Source organism: Pseudonocardia sp. Ae717_Ps2 (assembly GCF_001932475.1).
Classification (GTDB): domain Bacteria; phylum Actinomycetota; class Actinomycetes; order Mycobacteriales; family Pseudonocardiaceae; genus Pseudonocardia.
The window spans coordinates 2,563,282-2,585,080 of record NZ_MCIS01000001.1 but is presented as its reverse complement, the minus strand read 5'-3'; the positions used below and the strand labels follow the sequence as shown (position 1 = coordinate 2,585,080).

The following is a 21,799-nucleotide window of genomic DNA, read 5'->3' as shown; positions in this document are numbered from 1 at the left end:
CCGATTACTGTGGTTACCTCACTATGAGGCAGCAACAGCGTCCTGCGCTAGTCTGTTCCCGTGCCGGACCGGGAACCACCCAGCCAGTCGCGCGGCGACCTCGTCGACGCGTTCTGGTCGGTCGCGCGCTCACTGCGCCACGCCTCGGCCGAGCGGCTGGCGGCCTGGGGTCTGACGCCGTCGCAGGCGCGGGCGCTGGGCACGCTGGTCCGGCACGGCGAGATGCGCCCGGGCACGCTGGCCGGGCACCTGCGGATCACGCCGCGGTCGGCGACCGAGGTCGTCGACGCGCTGGCCGGACTCGGGCTCGTCGAACGGGCGACTGACCCGGCGGACCGGCGGGCGGTGCTGGTGCGGGTCACGGACGCGGGCGCGGCGACCGCGCGCGACGTGCGGGCCGCACGGGCCGACGGGGCCGAGGCGTTGTTCGCACGGCTGTCCGACGACGACCGCGCCGAGCTGGCCCGCATCCTCGCCGTCCTGCGCGACGGGGCCGACGGGGACCGCCGCTGCTGAGCCCGGCCGCCCACGACCGGAGCAGCCTCCGTCCGGGCCCTGCCGGGGCGCGGGCCGGGGCGGGCGGGGGGGGGGGAACGGTCGCGGCGGACCGAGCGGGCCCGGGGCCACCGCGGGCGGGGCGGCCGCGGCTCACCGCCCGACGGGATCCGTCCGGTCGTCGCCGGTGCAGGTGCCGCCACGGCGGACCCGCCCGGCCCGTACGAGCGCCCGCACCGCCGTCCCGGCCGCCAGGACCACGGCCCCCGCCAGCACCGACACCCGCGGCAGCAGCGTCGCGAGCACCACGCAGCCGAGCAGCCCGAACCCCGACAGGGCGCGGCGCCATGGCCGGTCGCGGTGCAGGGTGAGCGCCGCGGCGTTGGCGACGGCGTAGTACAGCAGCACCGCGAACCCGGACAGGCCGATCGCGGTGACCGGAGCGGCCGTGACCACCAGCAGCAGCACGACCGCGCCGACGGCGAGCTCGGCGCGGTGCGGCACCGCGAACCGCGGGTGGACCGCGGCGAGTGCGCCCGGCAGCTCCCGGTCCCGGGCCATGGCCAGCACGGTGCGCCCCACCCCGGCGACCAGCGCGAGCAGCACCCCGGCCGACGCGACGGCGCCCCCGATGCGCACCAGGGGTGCCGTCCCGTCCCCGGCCGCGGTGGCCAGCGGCGCCGCGGACGCCGCGAGCGCGTCCGGCCCGGCGGCCCGCAGCGCGGCGACGGCGACCACCGCGTAGACCACCAGCACCAGGCCGAGCGCGAGCGGGATCGCCCGCGGGATGGTGCGTGCGGGGTCGCGGACCTCCTCGCCGAGCGTCGCGATCCGGGCGTACCCGGCGAAGGCGAAGAACAGCAGCCCGGCGGCCTGCAGCACCGCGAGCGGACCGGCGTCGGTCCAGCCCTGCAGCGGCGCGGCGACGGCGGGGCGGGAGAACGCGGCGACGACCACCGCCGTCAGCACCGCGAGGGTGCACCCGACCAGGACCCGGGTGGCGAGCGCGGTGCGGGTGACGCCACGCAGGTTCACCGCGACCATCGCGACCACCGCCGCCGCCGCGACCGCGCGGGCGTGGTCCGGCCAGGCGTAGGAGCCCAGGGTGAGGGCCATCGCGGCGCACGACGCGGTCTTGCCGGTGACGAACGCCCACCCGGCGAGGAACCCCCACGTCTCCCCCAGCCGGCGGCGGCCGTAGACGTAGGCCCCACCGGACTCGGGGTGGCGGGCGGCGAGCCACGCCGAGGACATCGCGTTGGCGACCGCGACCGCGCCGGCCACGGCGAGCGCGGGCAGCAGGGCCGTCCCGGCGACGGCCGCGGCGGGCCCGAAGACCGCGAACACCCCGGCGCCCAGCATGGACCCGATCCCGAGGACGACGGCGTCGCCGGTGCCGATCCGGCGTTGGGGCGTCGTGTGCACGTGCTCACCCTTCCCGGCGTGCGGACGGCCGGTCGAGGGGGTACCCACCACGGCATGGGACCGACCCCGCACGACCGACCGCTGACGTTCACCATCGGGCACGAGGAGCTCGTCGTCCGGAAGCGCTACGAGGTGCTCAGCATCGTCAACGACATCCTGGTGGCGCTGTGGTTCGTGATCGGCAGCGTGCTGTTCTTCTCCGAGGCCACCAGCTACGCGGGGACATGGCTGTTCCTCCTCGGCTCGATCGAGCTGATGATCCGACCGGTGATCCGGCTCGCCCGCCGGGTGCACCTGCAGCGGATCACCGGGGCACCGCCGGAGGCGAGCCACGACTTCTGACCCGGACGACGACGCCCGCCACCGTTCACCGCACGAACCGTCCTTCCCACGGCGGGGTCCGGCGGCGCGGTTCGCGGGCACCGGGCGGGGGTAGGCCGCTCGGGCACCGCACGAACGACCCGGAGGCACCCCGATGTCCGACAGCACGCTCAGCAAGGATCCGACCGCGGACCCGGCGGAGCACGATGCGTACTTCCCGTCGCCGTACTCGCTGGACGCCTACACCGCGCCGAGGACGGACTTCGACGGTCTCGCCACCGAGCGGCACGCCTGGTCCGGCGGCCGCTGGAAGGTGCTCGTCCTGGCCACCGACGAACGCTACCTGCGCATGGGCAACGGCACCTTCTTCTCCACCGGCAACCACCCGGTGGAGACCCTGCTCCCCCTGCACCACGTGCTGGAGGCCGGGTTCGGCGTCGAGATCGCGACGCTCACCGGCAACCCGGCGAAGTTCGAGTGGTGGGCCTACCCCGGCGAGGACGAGGCGGTCGGCAGCGCCCGCGAGAAGCTGCTCGCGCAGTGGCGGGCCCCGAAGTCGCTGGCCGAGGTCGTCGACCGCGAGCTGGGCGAGGACTCGGACTACCTGGCGGTGTTCGTCCCGGGCGGGCACGGTGCGCTGTCCGGGCTGCCGTTCTCCACCGACGTCCGCGACACCCTGGAGTGGGCCATGCGCACCGACCGGCTCGTGGTGTCGCTGTGCCACGGGCCCGCGGCGTTCCTCTCCACCCGCATCGGCCGCGGGCGGTCGGTCTTCGAGGGCTACGAGATGTGCGTGTTCCCCGACGCGCTCGACGCCGGCGCCAACATCGACATCGGCTACCTGCCCGGCGAGATGCCGTGGCTGCTCGGCAAGGCACTCCAGGACGAGGGCGTCCGCGTGGTCAACGACGACATGACCGGCCGCTGCACCACCGACCGCAACGTCATCACCGGGGACAGCCCCCTGGCCGCGAACGAGCTGGGCAGGCGCACCGCGACCGCGCTGCTGGAGCACGCCCGCCGCCGCGGCTGACCACGCAGCTCACGGCGCCGTGCCACCGGCCGCGAGCCGCCACACCCGGTCGCGGCTGAACGGCTGGTGGTACGGCCGCACCCCCAGCGCCCGGCGGATCGCGTTCGCGACCGCGGGCGCCACCGGGTTGTAGGGCGCCTCGCTCATCGACTTCGCGCCGTAGGTGCCCAGCGCGTCGTGGGTCCGGGCGTAGCGCACCTCGGTGACCGGGACGTCGGCCATCTGCGGCACCCGGTACGTGCGGAACACCGGGTTGAGGATCTCCCCGGACTCCCCGACGTACACCTCCTCGTAGAGGGCGCTGCCCAGCCCCATCGCGGCACCGCCCTCCACCTGCCCACGCAGCTGCTCGGGGTTCAGGACGGTGCCGGCGTCGACGGCCTGCACCGAGCGCAGCACCCGGACCTCGCCGGTGGCGGTGTCCACCGCGACCCGCACGCCGTGGCAGTTCGCGGTGATCGCCCGCGCGGTGCCGGGTTCCTCCCCCGTCGCCGACAGTCCCCCCGGCGCCGACGCGGCGGCCAGCACCTCGTCGAGGGACCACTCGCCGTCGGGGGTCGTGACGCCGTCGGCGTGCAGCTCTCCGCCGCCGGTCACCGCGAGGATGTGGGCCCGCAGCGCGGTGGCCGCGGCGTGCAGGGCCTTGCCCGCCACGGTGGTGCCCGCCGAGGCGAACGCCCCGGTGTCGTAGCCGCAGGCGTCCGTGTCCCCGTGGTGGGCGTCGACCCGGTCCGCGGTCGTGCCGAGCACGGTCGCGACGACCTGGCGATGGGTCGTCGTGGTGCCGTTGCCGAACTCGACGGTGCCGGCACCGAGCCGGTAGCGCCCACCGGGCAACAGGGTCACCGTGGTGGTGGCGGCGTGGCCGAACGGGGCCATCGTCGTCATCATGCCCAGTGCCGTGCCCTCGCCGACGCGCCACGTCGGACCGTCCGGCACGGGGTCGCCGCTACCGTCGGCCAGTGCGTCCTGCACGAGGTCGAGACACTGGTCCATGCCGTAGCTGGTCCAGTGCAGGTCGTGCTCGGGGTCGCCGTGGTGGGCGACGTGCAGCGGGTCCCCGGCGCGGACCATGTTGCGCCGCCGCAGGTCGAACGGGTCGAGGCCGGCGACGATCGCCAGCTCGTCCATCGCGGACTCGACGGCGAACATCACCTGGCCCAGGCCGTAGCCGCGGAACGCGCCGCTGGGGACGTTGTTCGTGTAGACGACCTCGGCGTCGAGGTGCTTGACGGGGCAGTTGTAGACGCTGACCGACTCGGCGACGGCGTGGAACAGCACCCCGCGGGAGTGGTTGCCGTAGGCGCCGGTGTCGGACAGGACGTCGAGCTTCATCGCGGTGAGCCGGCCGTCGTCGTCGGCGCCGAGCGTGACCGCGACCCGCATCGGGTGGCGCAGCGCGGTGCGGGTGAACTCCTCGGTCCGGGTGAACTCGTGGACGACGGTGCGCCCGGTCCGCAGCACCGCGAGCCCGACGAGGTCCTCGGCGAACATCTCCTGCTTGCCGCCGAACCCGCCGCCGACCCGCGCGGTGTGCACCCGGACCCGGTCGGGGTCCAGGTCGAGCACGCGGGCGAGCTCGGCGCGGGTGAGGAACGGGACCTGGGTCCCCGCGCGGACGACGAGGCGGCCGTCGTCGTCGAGGGAGCCGATGGCCCCGTGGCACTCGAGCTGGGCGTGGGAGACGCGGCTGGTGCGCCAGGTGCCGGTGACGGTGTGCGCGGACCCGGCGAGCGCGGCGTCGACGTCGCCGCCGTGTCCGCCGTGCAGGGCGAGCACGACGTTGCGGGACGCCTCGTCGACGCGGTCGGCCGGGGTCCGGTCCGGGTGCACCAGCGGCGCGCCGGGCCGCCGGGCCGCCTCCGGGTCCAGCACGGCGGGCAGCACCTCGTAGTCGACGGCGATCAGGGCGCAGGCGGCCTCGGCCTGTGCCGGGGTCTCGGCGACGACGGCCGCGACCCGCTGCCCGACGTGCCGGACGACGTCGTCGAGCATCCGGGTGTCGTCGGGGTCGTCGGTGCGGTGCTCGTGCCGGGCGGTGGAGTACCGCAGGTCCGGCACGTCGTGGTGGGTCAGCACCAGCGCGACGCCCGGTGCGGCCGCGGCCGCGGTGGTGTCGATCGACCGGATCCGGGCGTAGGCGTGCGGGGAGCCGAGGATCCGCAGGTGCAGGGCACCGGTGAGGTCGACGTCGAAGGTGAACGGCTCGGCGCCGGTGACGATGCGCTCGGCCGCCGGGGGCCGGGCCGAGCAGCCGACCGTGCCCTCCGCGGCGCGGGGACCGTCGGCGGCGCACCGACGACGGACGCCGGTCTCGATCGCCTCCCGGATGCTGCGGTAGCCGGTGCAGCGGCACAGGTTGCCCTTCATCCGCCGCGGCAGGTCGTCGAGGTCCTCGGCGGTCAGGGCAGACGCGGTGACGATCTGCCCGGCCGTGCAGAACCCGCACTGGTAGCCGAACTTCTCCACGAACGCCTGCTGCACCGGGTGCAGCTCCCCGTCCGGCCCGGCCAGCCCGGCGACGGTGGTGACCCGCGCGCCGTCGAGACGCTGGGCGGGGATCAGGCAGGAGTGCACGGGCCGGTCGTCGAGCAGGACTGTGCAAGCGCCGCAGTCCCCGGCGTCGCAGCCCTTGCGCACCTCCAGGTGCCCGTGCTCGCGCAGGAACGTGCGGGTGCACTGCCCCGGGGCGGGCTCGGCCTCCAGCTCGGTGTCGTTGATGTGCAGCTTCACGACAGCTCCTCCCGGATCTGCTCCAGCAGCACCGCACTGACCCCGTGGCGCCAGTCCGCGGGACCGAGCGGGTCGGTGTACCAGCCGTCGACGGCGTCGACGTCGGCGCGCAGCCGGTCCGGGTCGGGCACCCCGGCCGGGTAGCGCAGGACGGTGGGTGCCTCGGTCGCGGCGGTGATCACGAACGTGGCCGCGCCGCCGTCGCGCGCGGTGTCGACCCGCCCGGTGAGCACGGCGCCGGAGCGGCCGAGCTCGGCGAGTGCGATCTTGCGGAAGGCGGTGCGGGCGCGCAGTGCGGCACCGGGCAGCTCGACCGCGCGCAGGACCTCGCCGGGGCGCAGCGCGGTGGTGCCGTTCCCGGTGACGAGCGTCGCGACCGGGACCCGGTGCTCGGCGCCGTCGGGGGTCCAGACGACGGCGACGCCGTCGAGCGTCGCGGCGAGCGCGACCATCCCGGCGGCGGCGTAGGCACGGCACACGTTCCCGCCGACGGTCGCGGTGTGCCAGATCTTCCACGACGCCAGCAGGGCGTGCGCGCACTGGGCGAACAGCGGGGCCCCGGTGCGCTCCCCGTACCCGGCGAGGTCGGCGATCGGGCAGGTCGCCGCCACCGACAGGCCGCCGTCGGGCAGCGGTTCCAGGGGCTCCCAGCCCATCGTGGTCAGGTCGACCAGGCCGGTGACGCCGGGCTGCGGCTCGGAGAACAGCCAGGTCCCGCCGGCGAGGATCCGCTCCCCCGGCGCCAGCGCCAGGTCGGCGCGCTCGCGGGCGCGCCGGAACCCGGTGACGGTGTGCAGGTCCATCCGCTCACCCGGCCCGCGAGACGAGGTCGCGGTGCACCGCGGCGCACTCGGCGGCGACGGCGTCGGTGTCGACGGTGAGGACCGTGTCCTTCTCCACGACCGGGCGACCGTGCACCAGCAGCAGCTCCAGCGGCGGCGGGGTGCCCAGGACCAGGGCGGCCACCGGGTCGGCGACGTCGCGGTGCCGGAACCCGTCGAGGCGCCACAGCGCGAGGTCGGCGAGCTTCCCGGTCTCGATCGACCCGATCTCGTCCTCGCGACCGAGCACCCGGGCGCCGCCGAGCGTGCCGAGCTCCAGGGCCTCGCGCACCGACAGGGCGCGGGGGCCGCCCGCGGCGCGGGCGAACAGGACGGCGTGCTTGACGTCCTCCAGCAGGTGGGTGCCCTCGTTGGAGGCGGCGCCGTCGACGCCGATCCCGACCCGGGCGCCGGCGTCGACGAGGTCACGGACCCGCGCGATGCCGGCACCGAGCCGGCCGTTGGAGGTGGGGCAGTGCGCGACGCCGGTGCCGGTGGCGCCGATGGTCTTCACCGCCTCGTCGTCGAGGTGCACGGTGTGGGCGAACCACACGTCGGGCCCGGTCCAGCCCAGGTCGGCGACGTACTCGGTGGGCGTGGCGCCGAAGCGCTCCCGGCAGTACGCCTCCTCGTCGTCGGTCTCGGCGAGGTGGGTGTGCAGCCGCACGCCGAGCTCGCGGGCCAGCGTCGCGGACTCCCTCATCAGCTCCGGTGTCACCGAGAACGGCGAGCAGGGGGCCAGCGCGATCCGCAGCATCGACCCCGGTGACGGGTCGTGCCAGCGGGCGACGGCGTCGGCGGAGGCGGCGAGGATCTCGTCGCGGTCGGAGACGACGTGGTCCGGCGGCAGCCCGCCCGCGCTGCGCCCCAGGTCCATCGACCCGCGGGTCGGGTGGAACCGCAGGCCCACCTGCTGGGCGGCCCGGATCTCGGCGCCGAGCACGTCGCCGCCCTCCCGGGGGAAGACGTAGTGGTGGTCGGTGGTGGTCGTGCATCCCGACAACGCGAGCGCCGACAGCGCCCCGGTGGCGCCGGTGTGCACGGCGTGCTCGTCGATGCCGGCCCACACCGGGTAGAGCGTGGTCAGCCACTCGAACAGCGTGTGGTCGACGGCGAGTCCGCGGGTCACCCACTGGTAGAGGTGGTGGTGGGTGTTGACCAGCCCCGGGGTGAGCAGGCAGCCGCGGGCGTCCACCCTGCGGTCGTAGGACCCCGCCGGGGCGGGGCCGGGCCCGACGGCGGCGATCCGTTCCCCCTCGACGACCACGTGCCCGCCGGGGATCTCCTCCCCGGTGACGGTGACGACGTGGGCACCCTCGATGGCGATCCGGCTGGCGACCCGGCTGGCGGTCCGCCCGGCGTTCGGCTGCTGCATGGACCCCAGTGCACCGTGTGACGGTCACCAGGAGAAGGCACCACTGTGACGAATCGGGGTCCCGCCGGGTGCACCGAGTTGTAGGTTCCTCCCATGCTGCTCTCGGAGCTGGTCGCGCGACCGGAGCTGCGGCTGCGGGTCCTGCACGGCTCGGCGGCCGATCTGGACCGGTCCGTGCGCTGGGTGTACCCGACCGACCTGCCCGACCCGTCGCGTTACCTGGGCGGCGGCGAGCTGGTGGTGTCCGGGCTGGTGTGGCGGCGCACGCCGGCGGACTCGGAGCGGTTCGTCGCGGCCGTCGCCCGGTCCGGCGCGGCGGCGCTGGTGGCCGGCGAGGCCGTGTTCGGCGACATCCCGGCCGACGTCGTCGACGCCTGCCGCCGCCACGACCTCGTCCTCATCGCGGTCCCGGTGGACGTGTCGTTCGGCGCGGTCACCGAGGTGGTGATCGGGGCGCTGTCCGCGGCCCGCGGGGACCGGCTCGCCCACACCCTGGGCCGGCACCGGCGGCTGCTCGCCGCGTTCGCCGGCGGCGCGGAGCTGGCCGAGCTGGCCGGGTCGGTCTCGGCGGGCACCGGGCTGGTCTGCCGGGTGCTCACCGCCGCGGGCGGCCTGCTGGCCGGGCCGGCCCTGCCCGACGCCGAGCGCGACGCCGTCGTCGCCGGGTTCCTCACCGCGGGCCGGCTGCCGGTGACCGTCCCGGCCGGTCGGGACGGTGCCGCGCACCTGGTGGTCCCCGCGGCACCGGGAACGGCACGGGCCACCGGCTGGCTGGTCGCCGCGCAGCTGCCGCCGGGCACCGCACAGGCGGGCACCGAGGCCGTCGACGCCGTCGGGGAGCTGGCCGCCATCGCCGCGCTGGACCGGTCCCGGCGCCGCGAGGGCGCGGCGGTGGCCCGCCCGATCGCCGACGACGCGCTGGCCCGGATCGCCGCCGACACCGGCGACCGGCCGGAGACCCGGGTACGGCTGCGCCAGGCCGGGGTGGAGCCGGACGGGACCCTCGCCGTGGTCGTGCTGCGGGCCTCGGGCGTCGCGGACCCGGCCGACACCGCGCACACCGTGCTCCTCGACGCGCTGGTCGGCACCGGCCCGGCCGCGGTCGGGGTGCTGGGTGGCGACGCGGTCGCCGTCGTCGCGGTGCCCGGGCGTGCGGACACCCCGGACCCGGTCGAGGTGGTGCTGGGCGCGGTGCACCGGCTCGGCCCCGGCCTGGCGGGCGGACGGCTGTCGGCCGGGGTGTCGCGGCCGTCGACGGCGGAGGCGCTGTCGGGTGCGCTCGCCGAGGCCGGGCACGCCGCCGGACTGGCGGCGTCCCGGGTCGGCCCGGTGACCTCGGTGCGGGCCGGGGAGATCACCTCGCACGTGGCGCTGCTGGCCGGGGTCCCCGACGACGTCCGGCGCGGCTTCGCCGCCCAGGTCCTCGGCCCGGTGCTCGACCACGACGCGCGGTCGGGCACCGGGCTGGTGGAGACCCTGGAGGTGTTCCTCGACGAGTCCGGGTCGTGGAACCGGACCGCGGCCCGGCTGCACCTGCACGTCAACACCGTCCGGTACCGGATCGGCCGGGTGGCGGAGCTGACCGGGCGGGACCCGTCCTCGTTCACCGACCGCGTCGACCTCTACCTGGCGCTGCGCTCGCGCTGACGGCGGCCCGGCGGCGGGCGCCGGCGGCGCGGCGGCGCACCGGCTTGGCGCCCGGCCGTGGCGCCCGGCTGCGTTCCGGCGCCGGCGGGGCGACGACGACCGGTGGCCTGCGGTCGAGCAGCCGGGTGAGCACGAGCTGCTGGACCAGGGTCGCGACGCTGCCGGTCATCCAGTAGAGCAGCAGCGCGACCGGCGCCGGGTAGAGCAGCCCACCGGCGAGGACACCGACCGGCGCGATCCAGGGCAGGGCCGCGAGGATCCGGGTGGCGCCCTGCGGCACGGCACCCGGGTCGACCCGGGCGTAGCGCATGCTGAGGTGGGTGCAGACCGCGGCGAGCACGGCCAGCACCACCACGACGGCGGCGACCGCCGCCCCGTCGACGGGGGTCCCGCCGAACGCGGCGAGCTGCTCGGCGGGCATCCGCAGCCACGCCGACAGCGGCGCCCCGAACAGCCGGGCCTGCAGGAACGAGGCGACCTGGTCGGGCGGGAAGGCGTAGTTGGCGAGTGCGGCGTTCTGTTCGAAGGTCAGGCCGGGCCGGTTGAACGAGCGCAGCACGTGCAGCAGCGCGACGAACACCGGGATCTGCAGGAACACCACCCCGAGCCCGGCGACCGGCGACGAGCCGTGCGTGCGGTGCAGCGCGGCGGTCGCCTCGGCCAGTGCCCGGGCGTCGCCGCGGTGGCGTTCGCGGAGCCGGGCGACCTGCGGGGCCAGTGCGCGACCGATCCGGGCGGCGCGCATCCGGGTCCAGGCCGAGCGCACCAGCAGCGCCCGGACGGTGAGCACGAGGAACACCACCGACAGCGCCCAGGACAGGCCGGTGGCCGGTCCGAACAGGGCGCCGAACAGCTCGTGCCACAGGCGCATGACGAAGGACACGGGGTAGTACAGGAAGTCGAGCACTTCTCACTCCGGGGACGTCCGAGGGGCAGGACGGGTCCCGGAGCAGGGACGACGACGGGCCGGTGCGCACACCGCACCGGCGCGCGGCGCGGCGCGTCAGGCGGCCGCGACGACGCCGGGAACCTGCTCCGGGTGGAGCGGTCCCGGAGCGCGCGGCCGGGGACGGCCCGCCGCGTCGGGATCGGTCTGGCGGACGATCCCGGCCCGGTGCCGGACCCGGCGGGCCTCACGGACCGGGGTGGTCGCGGCAGTGGCGACGAGGTGGATCGCGCCGAGCTCGCGGTGCCCGGCCCACACGAGGACGGCGAGCGCGACCACGGCGCCGACGAGCCCGGTCTCGACCTCGGCGGGCAGCAGGACCGGCACGAGCAGGAGCAGCGACGCGACCAGCAGGGCCGCCCCCGCCCGCGCGCGCCGTCCGATCCCGAGGTCCACGCCGCCCACCGTACCGGCGCCGGACACCCGCAGCGGCCGGCGCGGACCTCCCGCGCCGGCCGCCGGGCCCTGCGCCCGTCACCGGGTCAGCCGGACACCAGGTCGTCGAACCGGCGCCCCGCGACCTTGGCTATCTCCACCAGGGCCGTCGCGTGCTCCTGCGCGGGCGGGTGCTCCAGCCTCCGCCGCGCGGTGGCGAGCAAGGTGCGGGTGTCCCCCGCGTCGCGCAGGCAGACGATCAGCGGGAACCCGAAGCGCTCCCGGTAGGCCGCCGCCACGGCGCAGAGCTCGGCGCGGTCGTCGTTGCCGAGCAGGGCCAGCCCGGCCCGGTCACGCAGCGCCGCCGCGGCGGTGCCACCGACGGGGCCACCGACCGGGCCGACGCCGTCGGGGCGGCGGCGGGGGGCCGGGGCGCCGGAGCCGCCCGCGCCGGCGAGCCCCCCGAGGTCGGGGTAGTGGCCCATCAGCGCCCGCTGCTCCTCGGGCGGCGCGGCGAACAGCTCGTCCTGCACCGCGGCGCGCAGCGCGGTGGCGTCGGCGAAGGGGCCGCGGGCGTGCACCCGGGCGGGCACCGCGGTCGGGCCCTCGAACAGCCGCCCGAGCACCGCGGAGAACTCGCCGGCGTCGGCGGAGGCGAGCCGGTCGAAGGTCACCGTGTCCCCGCCGGGCGTCGCGGGTGCGATGTCGCGGCGGCGCCCGGTGTGGAAGAAGAGCAGGTTGAGCCCGATCGCGACCACGCTGCCCGCGGTGATCCCGGAGCCGAGCACGATGCCCGCCCACTCCGGCAGGGCCTGCGCCACGTCCGGCTGCACGGTCACGAACAGCGCGACCCCGAGCCCGGACCCGACCACGACGACGTTGCGGTGGTCGCGGAAGTCGACCCGCGACAGCGTCTGGATCCCGACGACGGCGACGGTCGCGAACATCGCCAGCGCCGCACCGCCCAGCACCGGGTGCGGCACGGCCGCGACCAGCGCCCCGGCCTTCGGCACCAACCCGATGAGGATCATGAAACCGCCCGCGGCGGCCACCACCCAGCGGCTGGAGACCCGGGTGAGACGGACGAGGCCGACGTTCTCGGCGAAGCAGGTGTAGGGGAAGGAGTTGAGGACACCGCCCAGGGTGGTGGCGGCGCCGTCGGCGCGCAGGGCGCGGGCGACGTCGTCCGACCCGACCTTCTTGTCCACGATCTCGCCGGTGGCGATCACGTCACCGGTCGTCTCGACCGCGGTGATCATCATGACGACGATCATCGACAGGATCGCGGCGATCGAGAACTGCGGCCAGCCGAAGTGGAACGGCGTGGTGACCCCGACCCAGTCCGACTCCCCCACCGCGGACAGGTCGACCAGACCGAACGGCACCGCGGCGAGCGTGCCGAGCACGAGCCCGGCCAGCACGGCGACCGTCGCGAGGAACCCGCGGAACAGCCGCTGGATCAGCACGATCACCGCCAGCGTCCCGAGGGCGAGCCCGAGGTAGAGCGGGTTGCCGGGGTCGGGGGCGTTCGAGCCGCCGACGGCGTCGGTCGCGGCGACCGGCAGCAGCGCCAGCCCGATCACGGTGATCACCGTGCCGGTGACGACCGGTGGGAAGAAGCGCAGCAGCCGCGCGAAGTAGGGCGCGGCGAAGAAGGTCACCAGCCCGGCGACGATCACCGCGCCGTAGATGGTGGTCAGCCCCTGCGTCCCGCCCCCCGCGGCGAGCCCGATCGCGATCATCGGGGAGACCGCGGTGAACGTGACGCCCTGCAGCAGCGGCAGCCGCACCCCGATCCGGCCGATCCCGACCGACTGCAGGATCGAGGCGATGCCGCAGGTGAACAGGTCGGCGTTGATCAGATGGATGAGCTGGCGCTCGTCGAGGCCGATGGCGTTGGCGAGCAGGATCGGCACGACGACGGCACCGGCGTAGAACGCCAGCACGTGCTGCATGCCGTAGACGGCGAGCCGTCCGGCGGGCGGCACCCGGTCGACCGGGTGGACGGGACGGGCGGGATCGGCGGTGGCGCTGGTGGATCGGCGCAGGCGCATCGGTGACCTCGATGAGAGCCGGAGGGGGATGACGGGGCAGGGCGCGCAGAGGGGCCGGATTGCGACCTGCATCACCATGCGCCCGGGCCGGGACCCCCGGCACCGCCGTCCCCGACGAACCCCGGGCCGCTCGCCGCGGGGCTTTCGTAGGTTCCGACAGTCGACCCGGACATCGGGACCCCGGCGGGACACCGTTCGGAACCTCCCGGTCATCCCGTCGAAACCCGGAACCGGACACAATGCGGGGCATGCACCTCAGCCCGAGCGAGCGCGACAAGCTCCTCGTCCACGTCGCCGCCGACGTCGCCCGCAGGCGCCGCGAGCGGGGTCTGCGGATGAACTACCCGGAGTCGGTCGCCCTGATCACCGAGCACGTCCTGGAGGGCGCCCGCGACGGCCGCACCGTCAGCGAGCTGATGAGCAGCGGCCGGGAGGTCCTGACCCGCGACGACGTCCTCGACGGCGTCCCGGAGATGCTCGACTCGGTACAGGTGGAGGCCACCTTCCCGGACGGCACGAAGCTCGTCACCGTGCACGGGCCGATCGCGTGACCCCCGGCGAGATCCTCGTCGGCGAGGAGCCGGTCGAGCTGCACCCCGGCCGCCCCCGGCTGACCCTGACCGTGGTCAACGCCGCGGACCGCCCGGTGCAGGTCGGCTCGCACTACCACTTCGCCGCCGCGAACCCCGGCCTGTCCTTCGACCGCGACGCCGCCTGGGGGCACCGGCTCGACGTCCCCGCCGGGACCTCGGTGCGGTTCGAGCCCGGGGTGGAGCGCGAGGTGACACTGGTGCCGATCGCCGGGGCACGCCGGGTCCCCGGTCTGCGCCCCGAACGGGCCGGCGCCCTCGACGAGCGGAGCTACGAGCAGTGAGCATCGACCGAGCGCGCTACGCCGACCTGTACGGCCCGACCGTCGGCGACCGGATCCGGCTCGCGGACACGAACCTGCTGATCGAGGTCACCGAGGACCGCTCCCGCGGCCCGGCGTCCGGCGACGAGGTGCTGTTCGGCGGTGGCAAGGTGATCCGGGAGTCGATGGGCCAGGCCGCCGTCCTCGCCGCGGACTGCCCGGACCTCGTGATCACCGGTGCCGTCGTGCTGGACCACTGGGGTGTGGTGAAGGCCGACGTCGGCGTGAAGGACGGCCGGATCGTCGCCATCGGCAAGGCCGGCAACCCCGACACCATGGACGGCGTCGACCCCGCCCTGGTCATCGGGCCCGGCACCGAGGTGCTGGCCGGCAACGGCCGCATCCTCACCGCCGGCGCGGTCGACGCGCACGTCCACTTCATCTGCCCGCAGCTGGTCGAGACCGCGCTCGCCTCCGGCGTCACGACGCTGTTCGGTGGCGGCACCGGGCCCGTGGACGGCTCGAAGGCCACCACCGTCACCCCCGGCCCCTGGAACATCGGCCGGATGCTGGCGGCCATGGACCACCAGCCGGTGAACCTGCTCCTGATGGGCAAGGGCAACACCACGTCGCACGAGGCACTGCACGAGCAGCTGCGGGCCGGAGCGGGCGGGTTCAAGCTGCACGAGGACTGGGGCACCACCCCGTCGGCGATCGACGCCTGCCTGCGGGTGTGCGAGGAGACCGGCGTGCAGGCCGCGATCCACACCGACACCCTCAACGAGGCCGGGTTCCTGCAGTCCACGCTGGCCGCGATCGACGGCCGCTCGATCAACGCCTTCCACACCGAAGGTGCGGGCGGCGGGCACGCCCCGGACATCATCGAGGTCGTCGGCACGGGGCACGTCCTGCCGTCGTCGACGAACCCGACCCGGCCGCACACCGTCAACACCCTCGACGAGCACCTCGACATGCTCATGGTGTGCCACCACCTCAACCCGTCGGTGCCCGAGGACCTGGCGTTCGCCGAGTCCCGGATCCGCCCGACGACCATCGCCGCCGAGGACGTGCTGCACGACCTGGGCGCGATCTCGATGATGAGCTCGGACTCCCAGGCGATGGGCCGCATCGGCGAGGTCGTCATCCGGACCTGGCAGACCGCGCACGTCATGAAGGCCGCCCGCGGCCCGCTGCCCGGCGACTCCGAGCGCGCCGACAACCTGCGTGCCCGGCGCTACGTCGCGAAGTACACGATCAACCCGGCGCTGGCGCACGGCGCCGCCGAGCACATCGGGTCGGTCGAGGTCGGCAAGCTCGCCGACCTGGTGCTGTGGGAGCCGAAGTTCTTCGGGGTGCGCCCCGAGGTCGTGCTGAAGGGCGGGTTCGCCGTGTGGGCGCAGATGGGCGACGCGAACGCCTCCATCCCGACCCCGGGCCCGGTGTACGGCCGGCCGATGTTCGGCTACGCCCACACCCCCGCGGCGCTGGGCTCGCTGACGTTCATGGCCCCCTCGGCCCTCGACGAGGGCGTCCCCGACCGGCTCGGTCTGGCGACCCCCGCGGTGCCGGTGGCCGACACGCGCTCGGTGCGCAAGACCGGGATGCTGCTCAACGACGCGACCCCGGACGTACGGGTCGACCCGGACTCGTTCACCGTGACGATCGACGGCGACGTCGTCGAGCCCGCCCCGGTCGCCGAGCTGCCGATGGCGCAGCGGTACTTCCTGTTCTGATGCTGGCCTCGCTCGTCCTGTCCGACGCCCGGTTCCCCGGCGGCGGGCACGTGCACTCCGGAGGTCTGGAGGAGGCCGCCGACCGCGGCCTGGTCACCGACGTCGCGTCGCTGCACGCCTTCCTCCGGGGGCGGCTGCGCACCGCGGGCCGGGTCGCCGCCTGCGCCGCCGCGGCCGCCGCCGACCTCGCTGCGGGGACTGGCGCCGGGTGGGCGGAGCTCGACGCCGCACTCGACGCGCGGACCCCCTCGGCGGCCCAGCGGGAGGCGTCCCGGTCCCAGGGCCGGGCGTCGCTGCGCGCGGTCCGCTCGGCGTGGCCGTCGGCCGCCCTCGACGCCCTGGTCGCGGTCCACCGGCGGCCGCACCACCCGCTGCTCGTCGGGGTCGTCGTCGGCGCGGCCGGGGAGCCGCCGGCCGCGGCGGCCCGCTGTGTCGGCTACCTCGCCGTGTCCGGGCCCGCGTCGGCGGCGGTGCGGCTGCTCGGGCTGGACCCGTTCGCCGTCAACACCGCCGTCGTCGCCCTCGGCGACGAGCTGGAGGCCCTGGCCGCCGAGGCCGCGGCCCTGGCCGGGGGCGACCCCGCCGATCTCCCGGCGCCCGGCGCGCCGCTGCTCGACCTCATGGCCGAGTCCCACGTCCACCACCACCGCGAGAGGGTGCGTCTCTTTGCCTCCTGAGTCCGCAACGACCGGCCACGGTCACGGCCACGTGATCAGCTTCGACCCGACGGTCACCGACCACGACCACCACGCCCCGGCCCCCGCCGGCGGTCGCGCGGTGCGCATCGGCATCGGCGGCCCGGTCGGCTCCGGCAAGACCGCGCTGGTCGCCGCGCTGGCCCGCAGCCTCGCCGGGCGGGTCCGTCTCGCCGTGGTCACCAACGACATCTACACCACCGAGGACGCCGACTTCCTGCGCCGCAACGCCGTCCTCGCGCCGGAGCGGGTCGAGGCCGTGCAGACCGGCTGCTGCCCGCACACCGCCATCCGCGACGACATCACCGCCAACCTCGACGCCGTCGAGCTGCTGGAGGAGCGTTTCGCCGACGTCGACGGCGGGCTCGAGCTCGTGCTGGTCGAGTCCGGCGGAGACAACCTGACCGCGGTGTTCTCCCGCGGGCTGGTGGACCGGCAGATCTTCGTCGTCGACGTCGCCGGTGGGGACAAGGTGCCGCGCAAGGGCGGCCCGGGCGTCACCACCGCCGACCTGCTGGTGATCAACAAGACCGACCTGGCGCCGCTGGTGGGCGCCGACCTCGGGGTCATGACCGGCGACGCCGCGCGGATCCGCGGGGAGCTGCCGGTGATCGCGCAGTCGCTGGTGGAGGACCCGGGCGCGACCGAGGTCGGGGCGTGGGTGTGCGAGCAGGTCGCCGCCGTCCGCGCCACGGTCTGAGGTGCGGGCACGCGCCGAGCTGGTCGTCGCCGAGCACGACGGCCGGACCGTCGTCCGGCGCCTGCGGGCGCAGTCCCCGCTCGCGCTGATCCCCCGCCGGGGCGCCGCCGGGGCCGGGGCCGACGGTGCGGTGGTGCACCTGGTCGGATCGGCGTCGACCCCGCTGGCCGGTGACGACGTCGAGCTCGTCGTCACCGTCGGGCCGGGGGCGCACCTGACGCTGTGCGGCGTCGCCGCCGCCGTCGCGCTGCCGGGCGGTGGACCCGGCCGACCGAGCCGGACGGTGCTGCGCTGCACCGTCGGCGAGGGCGGCTCGCTGACCCACCTGCCCGAGCCGACGGTGGTCACCGCCCGCGCCCACCACGAGACCGTCCTGGACGTGGAGCTGGCCGCGACCGCGTCGCTGCACGCCCGCGACATCCTGGTCGGCGGCCGCACCGGCGAGCGGCCCGGCCGCTACCGCGGCACCGTGCGGATCACCCAGGACGGCCGGCCGCTGCTGGTGCAGAGCCAGGAGATCGGCGACCCGCTGCTCGACGGCTCCCCCGCCCATCTCGGCGGGCACCGGGTGCTGGGCACCGAGGTGCTCGTCGACGCTCCGGGCCCGGTGGCCGCGGCCACCGGGCCGGGCTGGAGCCTGTCCCCGCTGGCGGTGCGCGGCGTGCTCGCGACCGCCGTCGGGCACGACGCCGTCACCGCGGGCCGCCGGCTCGCGGCCGCCGTGGCCGCCGCGGGTCCGGTCCCCGCGCCGGTGTGACCGCTCCCGGCCGCGGACCTCAGGGCTGCGCGGGCAGCACGTGCTCCTTCGTCCGGTCGGTCGCCAGGCACAGCGAGCAGACGTGCCCACCCGCCGCGCTCGCCGTCATGTCCGGGCGCTCCAGGTCCTGTCCGCACGAGCGACAGTTGAGGACGGCGGCGGAGGGGTTGCCGTGCTCGTCGAACATCGGCTCGTCGATGCCGTCGTCGGTGCGTCGCAGGTAGTAGCGGCCTCGGGTCGCCACCGCGAGCACCGGCGGCAGGACGAACCCGAGGACGATCGCCACCACCGGCGAGAACGGCTGGACCGCGCTGCCGAGCGCGCCGAAGAACGTCGCGATGGACAGCCCGCCCGCCACGACGACCGACCCGAAGCCGACCGGGTTCACCGCGTAGAGCATGCCGCGGCGGAACTCCGGGACCTTCGGCGAGATCTTCAGCAGGTACTTGTTGACGACGATGTCGGTCGCGACGACCACGATCCAGGCGATGCCCATGTTGGCGTAGAAGCCCAGGATGGTGTTGAGGAAGTCGAACATGTTCGCCTCCATCAGCACCAGCGCGATCAGCAGGTTGACCCCGAGGAACACCAGCCGACCCGGGTAGTGCCCGGTGATGCGGGTGAAGGAGTTCGTCCACGCCAGCGAGCCCGAGTAGGCGTTCGTGACGTTGATCTTGATCTGGCTGATGACGACCAGCACGACGGCCAGGGTGATGGCCAGCCAGCCCGGCATGAGGTCCTGGTAGATGAGCAGGAACTGCTGCACGGGCTCGTTCGCGACCTCGGCACCGCCGGCGACGTTGGCGATGAAGTAGACCGCCAGGAACAGCCCGACGACCTGCTTCGCCGCGCCGAACAGCACCCAGCCCGGCCCGGCGAGCAGCGTCGCGGTCCACCAGCGGCGCGCGTTCTCCGGGGTCTTCGGCGGCATGAACCGCAGGTAGTCGATCTGCTCGGCGATCTGGGCGATCAGCGACAGGCAGACCCCGGCGGCGAGCATGACCGAACCGAGACTCGGCGCGCCCATCCCGTCCTCGCCCTGGTAGGCCAGGAAGGTCGACACCGAGTCGGGGTGGGCGAACAGCAGGTAGCCGAAGGGCAGCACCATCAGGACCAGCCACAACGGGGTCGTCCACAGCTGCAGCTTCGACAGCAGCGACATCCCGTAGACGACCAGCGGGAAGATCACCACGGTGGACAGCGCGTAGCCGAGCCAGACCGGGATGCCCAGTCCGAGCTCGAGGCCCTGGGCCATGATCGAGCCCTCGAGGGCGAAGAAGATGAAGGTGAACGTCGCGAAGATGACGTTGGTGAGGATCGAGCCGTAGTAGCCGAAGCCGCTGCCGCGGGTGATGAGGTCGAGGTCGAGGTTGTAGCGCGCGGCGTAGTAGGCCACCGGCGTGCCGGTCGCGATCACCACCAGGGCGAAGACGAGGATCCCCCACAACGCGTTCGTCGTGCCGTAGGCGATGCCGATGTTGGCCCCGATCGCGAAGTCGGCGAGGTAGGCGATCCCGCCGAGCGCGGTCACCCCGACCACCCCGGGCGACCAACGCCGGTAGCTGCGCGGCGCGAACCGCAGCGTGTAGTCCTCGAGCGTCTCGCGCGCCGCGCCGACGGCGGTCGGCGCGCCGTCGGTCGTCGCCGGCGAGCTCATCTCCTGGGTCATCTCCGCTCCTTCGGCAGCCGGGTCGGGGGCCGCCGGGGACGAATGCTCCGTCGCGCACCCGTCGCGCACGGTTGCCCGGATGTGACGACTGTGTGACGGCGCAGACCGATGAACCGGATGTTCCGGACATCACGTGACGAGAGATCACCGGCGGTGACGACTGCGTGACGTTCGGGGCGGGGCGGGTGCGCCACGCCGCCGACACGGGCCACCGTGGAGGCCCGGAGCCCCCTGCGCCCCACCGGGATCCGACGACACCCGGTGCCGGGACCGGCACATCGGGACCTCCACCGTGTCCGGACACCGCACGGTGAGCCTTGACACCGCGTCTTCCCGACACCAACACTGACATCGTTCGGAATCACGATTCCGCATCATGAAATGTGCGGAACCGCACGGAAGCAGGGCCCATGTCGGACGCACTGTCCCTCGATCATCTCAACACCGCGCCGCCGGACGAGCTGCGCCCCGTCCTGCGGGCCTGCGTCACCTCGTCCGCCTGGGCCGACCGGTTCCTCGCCGGCCGGCCCTACGCCCGCGTCGACGACGCCGTCGCCGCGGCGGAGAAGGCGGTGCTCGCCCTCGACGCCGCGCAGATCGACGCCGCCCTCGCCGGGCACCCCCGGATCGGCGAGCGCCCCGGTGGCGCGCACGCCGACGGTGCCGCCTTCTCCCGCTCCGAGCAGTCCGGCGTGGACTCCGGGGCGGACACCGCGGCCCGGCTCGCCGCGGGCAACGCCGCCTACGAGCAGCGGTTCGGCCACGTCTTCCTGATCCGCGCCGCGGGCCGCGACGCGGACCAGATCCTGGCCGAGCTGGAGCGCAGGCTGGGCAACGACCCGGCCACCGAGCGCGCCGAGGCCGCTGGGCAGCTGGCCGAGATCACCGCGCTGCGGATGCGGCAGGTGCTGGCATGAGCAGCTTCTCCACCCATGTCCTCGACGCCGCGGCGGGCCGCCCGGCCACCGGTGTCCCGGTGACCCTGACCGGCGCCGACGGGACCGTGCTGGCCTCGGGCACCACCGACGACGACGGGCGCTGGCGCGCCCCGGACTCCGCCGCGCTCACCGCGGGGGTGCTGCACCGGATCACGTTCACGACGCCGAGCCCGTTCTTCCCGGAGGTGTCGATCGCGTTCCGGCCGGAGCGCACCGACCGCCACCACCACGTCCCGCTGCTGCTGTCGCCCTACTCCTACTCCACCTACCTCGGGAGCTGACATGTCCGTCTCGGTCCACCTCGGCGACAACAAGTACGGCAAGGCGGAGGTCCGCGTGGTGCGGGTCGTGCGCGACACCGCCCGGCACGAGATCACCGATCTCAACGTCACCAGCCAGCTGCGCGGCGCGGCCCTGGAGAGCAGCTACCTGACCGGGGACAACTCGAAGGTCGTCGCCACCGACACCCAGAAGAACGTCGTCTACGCCTTCGCCGCCGAGCACGGGATCACCTCCCCCGAGGAGTTCCTCATGCTGCTCGGGGACCACTTCACCGGCGAGTTCGAGTGGATCACCGGCGGGCTGTGGCAGGCCGAGCTCTACGAGTGGGAGCGGATCGTCGTCGACGGCGCGGGGCACGACCACTCCTTCGTCCGCAAGGGCCGCGCCACCCGGCTCGCCACCGTGCAGAAGGTCGGTGGGGCCACCCACGTCACCGCGGGGCTGAAGGACCTCACCGTGCTGAAGTCCACCGGCAGCGAGTTCCACGGCTTCCCCCGGGACCGCTACACGACCCTGGTCGAGACCGACGACCGGATCCTGGCCACCTCGGTCACCGCGCGCTGGCGCTACCTGCCCGAGGCCGTCGCCGCCGGGATCGACTACAACGCCGCCTACGACACGATCGGCGCGGCGATGCTGTCCGCGTTCGCCACCACCCACTCGCTCGCACTGCAGCAGTCGCTCTACGAGATGGGCCGCGCCGGCATCGAGGCGTGCGACGGCGTCGCCGAGATCCGGTTCGCGATGCCCAACAAGCACCACTTCCTGTCCGACCTCTCCCCGTTCGGCCTCAAGAACCCGAACGAGGTGTTCTACGCCGCGGACCGCCCCTACGGCCTGATCGAGGGCACCGTCGTCCGCGACGGCGTGACCCCGGCGCCGGAGGCGTGGACCGACGTCCCGTCGTCGGTCTGACCCATCCCACCACCTCCGCACCGAGGGGACGC

At 74.9% G+C, this 21,799-nt stretch carries 21 protein-coding genes; 13 read left to right on the top strand and 8 right to left on the bottom strand.

Features of this window, described 5'->3' with window-relative positions; genetic code table 11:
• The first annotated feature begins 60 nt into the window (after positions 1 to 60).
• The gene (locus tag Ae717Ps2_RS39860; RefSeq protein ID WP_020623805.1) at positions 61 to 516 is read left to right on the top strand and encodes a MarR family winged helix-turn-helix transcriptional regulator; all 456 of its coding nucleotides are present in this window, start codon (positions 61 to 63) and stop codon (positions 514 to 516) included.
• A gap of 132 nt (positions 517 to 648) precedes the next feature.
• On the opposite strand, the gene Ae717Ps2_RS12025 is transcribed toward Ae717Ps2_RS39860, so the two are convergent.
• Positions 649 to 1,920, bottom strand: coding sequence for an APC family permease (locus Ae717Ps2_RS12025; RefSeq protein ID WP_075334250.1), 1,272 nt, complete (start codon positions 1,918 to 1,920; stop codon positions 649 to 651).
• Positions 1,921 to 1,974: 54 nt separating this feature from the next.
• Here Ae717Ps2_RS12025 and Ae717Ps2_RS12020 point away from each other — a divergent pair, with 54 nt between their 5' ends.
• Both Ae717Ps2_RS12020 and hchA read left to right on the top strand, forming a co-directional pair.
• Entirely contained in the window at positions 1,975 to 2,262 is a 288-nt protein-coding gene (locus Ae717Ps2_RS12020) for a YrhK family protein (RefSeq protein ID WP_075306564.1), read from the top strand.
• A gap of 133 nt (positions 2,263 to 2,395) precedes the next feature.
• Positions 2,396 to 3,274 carry a glyoxalase III HchA gene (gene hchA, locus Ae717Ps2_RS12015; RefSeq protein WP_075306565.1) on the top strand — a complete coding sequence of 293 codons (879 nt, stop codon included), beginning with the start codon at positions 2,396 to 2,398 and terminating at the stop codon, positions 3,272 to 3,274.
• Positions 3,275 to 3,283: 9 nt separating this feature from the next.
• Here hchA and Ae717Ps2_RS12010 read toward each other — a convergent pair whose 3' ends face one another.
• The 3 genes from Ae717Ps2_RS12010 to Ae717Ps2_RS12000 are packed head-to-tail and all read right to left on the bottom strand — an operon-like array spanning position 3,284 to position 8,203.
• Positions 3,284 to 6,007: a molybdopterin-dependent oxidoreductase gene (locus Ae717Ps2_RS12010; RefSeq protein WP_075306566.1), complete on the bottom strand. Its 2,724-nt coding sequence runs from the start codon at positions 6,005 to 6,007 to the stop codon at positions 3,284 to 3,286.
• On the bottom strand, positions 6,004 to 6,810 hold the full coding sequence (locus Ae717Ps2_RS12005) for an FAD binding domain-containing protein (protein WP_075333382.1): 807 nt from the start codon (positions 6,808 to 6,810) through the stop codon (positions 6,004 to 6,006). The genes Ae717Ps2_RS12010 and Ae717Ps2_RS12005 overlap by 4 nt, the downstream gene beginning before the upstream one ends.
• A gap of 4 nt (positions 6,811 to 6,814) precedes the next feature.
• Positions 6,815 to 8,203, bottom strand: coding sequence for an 8-oxoguanine deaminase (locus Ae717Ps2_RS12000; protein WP_020625463.1), 1,389 nt, complete (start codon positions 8,201 to 8,203; stop codon positions 6,815 to 6,817).
• A 93-nt stretch (positions 8,204 to 8,296) separates the two neighbouring features.
• Between Ae717Ps2_RS12000 and Ae717Ps2_RS40045 the strand changes: the two genes are divergently transcribed.
• Positions 8,297 to 9,850, top strand: a complete 1,554-nt coding sequence (locus Ae717Ps2_RS40045) for a PucR family transcriptional regulator ligand-binding domain-containing protein (protein ID WP_075306569.1) — start codon at positions 8,297 to 8,299, stop codon at positions 9,848 to 9,850.
• Here the strand turns inward: Ae717Ps2_RS40045 and yidC are convergent.
• The 3 genes from yidC to Ae717Ps2_RS11980 form a co-directional block, all read right to left on the bottom strand.
• A complete protein-coding gene (gene yidC / locus Ae717Ps2_RS11990) occupies positions 9,807 to 10,757 on the bottom strand; it encodes a membrane protein insertase YidC (protein WP_075333381.1) in 951 nt (316 codons plus the stop codon). The two genes, Ae717Ps2_RS40045 and yidC, sit on opposite strands and share 44 nt — an antisense overlap.
• A 96-nt stretch (positions 10,758 to 10,853) precedes the next feature.
• Positions 10,854 to 11,192 carry a DUF6412 domain-containing protein gene (locus Ae717Ps2_RS11985; RefSeq protein WP_198932171.1) on the bottom strand — a complete coding sequence of 113 codons (339 nt, stop codon included), beginning with the start codon at positions 11,190 to 11,192 and terminating at the stop codon, positions 10,854 to 10,856.
• 86 nt (positions 11,193 to 11,278) lie between these two features.
• Complete coding sequence (locus Ae717Ps2_RS11980; RefSeq protein ID WP_075306571.1) at positions 11,279 to 13,225, bottom strand: solute carrier family 23 protein; 1,947 nt, start codon at positions 13,223 to 13,225, stop codon at positions 11,279 to 11,281.
• Positions 13,226 to 13,473: 248 nt separating this feature from the next.
• Between Ae717Ps2_RS11980 and Ae717Ps2_RS11975 the strand changes: the two genes are divergently transcribed.
• From Ae717Ps2_RS11975 to Ae717Ps2_RS11950, 6 genes are read left to right on the top strand one after another with little or no spacing between them, the layout of a single operon-like run.
• Positions 13,474 to 13,776 carry an urease subunit gamma gene (locus Ae717Ps2_RS11975; protein WP_020622559.1) on the top strand — a complete coding sequence of 101 codons (303 nt, stop codon included), beginning with the start codon at positions 13,474 to 13,476 and terminating at the stop codon, positions 13,774 to 13,776.
• The gene (locus tag Ae717Ps2_RS11970; RefSeq protein WP_075333380.1) at positions 13,773 to 14,099 is read left to right on the top strand and encodes an urease subunit beta; all 327 of its coding nucleotides are present in this window, start codon (positions 13,773 to 13,775) and stop codon (positions 14,097 to 14,099) included. The genes Ae717Ps2_RS11975 and Ae717Ps2_RS11970 overlap by 4 nt, the downstream gene beginning before the upstream one ends.
• Positions 14,096 to 15,811, top strand: coding sequence for an urease subunit alpha (locus tag Ae717Ps2_RS11965; protein WP_075306573.1), 1,716 nt, complete (start codon positions 14,096 to 14,098; stop codon positions 15,809 to 15,811). The genes Ae717Ps2_RS11970 and Ae717Ps2_RS11965 overlap by 4 nt, the downstream gene beginning before the upstream one ends.
• A complete protein-coding gene (locus Ae717Ps2_RS11960; RefSeq protein ID WP_075334248.1) occupies positions 15,808 to 16,488 on the top strand; it encodes an urease accessory protein UreF in 681 nt (226 codons plus the stop codon). Before Ae717Ps2_RS11965 ends, Ae717Ps2_RS11960 begins: the two co-directional genes overlap by 4 nt.
• The gene (gene ureG / locus Ae717Ps2_RS11955) at positions 16,478 to 17,206 is read left to right on the top strand and encodes an urease accessory protein UreG (protein ID WP_075306574.1); all 729 of its coding nucleotides are present in this window, start codon (positions 16,478 to 16,480) and stop codon (positions 17,204 to 17,206) included. The genes Ae717Ps2_RS11960 and ureG overlap by 11 nt, the downstream gene beginning before the upstream one ends.
• 1 nt (position 17,207) lies before the next feature.
• Positions 17,208 to 17,963 carry an urease accessory protein UreD gene (locus Ae717Ps2_RS11950; RefSeq protein ID WP_075306575.1) on the top strand — a complete coding sequence of 252 codons (756 nt, stop codon included), beginning with the start codon at positions 17,208 to 17,210 and terminating at the stop codon, positions 17,961 to 17,963.
• A gap of 19 nt (positions 17,964 to 17,982) precedes the next feature.
• Here Ae717Ps2_RS11950 and Ae717Ps2_RS11945 read toward each other — a convergent pair whose 3' ends face one another.
• On the bottom strand, positions 17,983 to 19,632 hold the full coding sequence (locus Ae717Ps2_RS11945) for a cytosine permease (RefSeq protein WP_139318722.1): 1,650 nt from the start codon (positions 19,630 to 19,632) through the stop codon (positions 17,983 to 17,985).
• 410 nt (positions 19,633 to 20,042) lie between these two features.
• Here Ae717Ps2_RS11945 and uraD point away from each other — a divergent pair, with 410 nt between their 5' ends.
• From uraD to pucL, 3 genes are read left to right on the top strand one after another with little or no spacing between them, the layout of a single operon-like run.
• Complete coding sequence (uraD, locus tag Ae717Ps2_RS11940; protein WP_075306576.1) at positions 20,043 to 20,549, top strand: 2-oxo-4-hydroxy-4-carboxy-5-ureidoimidazoline decarboxylase; 507 nt, start codon at positions 20,043 to 20,045, stop codon at positions 20,547 to 20,549.
• Positions 20,546 to 20,851, top strand: a complete 306-nt coding sequence (locus Ae717Ps2_RS11935) for a hydroxyisourate hydrolase (RefSeq protein WP_020623896.1) — start codon at positions 20,546 to 20,548, stop codon at positions 20,849 to 20,851. Before uraD ends, Ae717Ps2_RS11935 begins: the two co-directional genes overlap by 4 nt.
• 1 nt (position 20,852) lies before the next feature.
• Positions 20,853 to 21,767, top strand: coding sequence for a factor-independent urate hydroxylase (gene pucL / locus Ae717Ps2_RS11930; RefSeq protein WP_020623895.1), 915 nt, complete (start codon positions 20,853 to 20,855; stop codon positions 21,765 to 21,767).
• Positions 21,768 to 21,799: the final 32 nt, after the last annotated feature.